We start from the raw sequence: 733 nt of genomic DNA, 5'->3' as shown, positions 1-733 counted from the left end.
CTTCAGCGCCGATGGTACTGCACCGGGGACGGTGTGGGAGAGTAGGTCGCCGCCGGACAATCTTTTGAGGGAGGGTCACCCGTTTGGGTGGCCCTTCTTCTGTTTTATAAGGCTTCGTGAGGGCTTTCGTGCCTGACTTGCCCGTTCCAACGCGTGTTTTCTGGACGGAACGGGGCGTACGTGTCGCAGCAAGCCCGCTGAGCCGTACGAGCAGGCCAGGGCCTTGAAGATCTTCGCCTCTGATCATCTTCAGGCGCGATGACATAGGGCGTACGGACTTTGAGCGGCTTGCTAGGCTGGAGAGGCCGGGCCGCCCCACCGAGGGTGGCCTTCGTCGCGCCAGACCACGATAGGGCGGGGCAGCGATAGCGAACGGGGCGCATCCCGCGGCCGGAGACCGCCCGCACAGCGAATCGTCCCATCCGTTTGGAAAACGGGACGCGCTCGCCGAGTGAGCAAACGAATGGAACCAGAAGTGAACAGTGACAACGGGCGTGACGGCGCGGGCCGGCGCGAAGAAGGCGAGAACCGCGGATCTGGCGGTCAGGGAGGCTACCGCGGCGATCGCGCGGCAGGCGGCAGGGGACGTCCAGGAGACGGTCCTCGATACGGTGAGCGCCGTGAGGGGCGCTCAGGGGGTTCTTACGGTTCTCGTGATCGGGGTGAGCGTCCCCCGTTCAATCGTGACGACCGTCCCGGTGGTGAGCGCCGCTCGTACGGTGACCGTGACGGT

Origin of the sequence: Streptosporangium sp. NPDC051023 (assembly GCF_040689595.1) — a bacterium.
Lineage (GTDB): Bacteria > Actinomycetota > Actinomycetes > Streptosporangiales > Streptosporangiaceae > Streptosporangium.
This window is presented reverse-complemented; position numbering follows the sequence as displayed.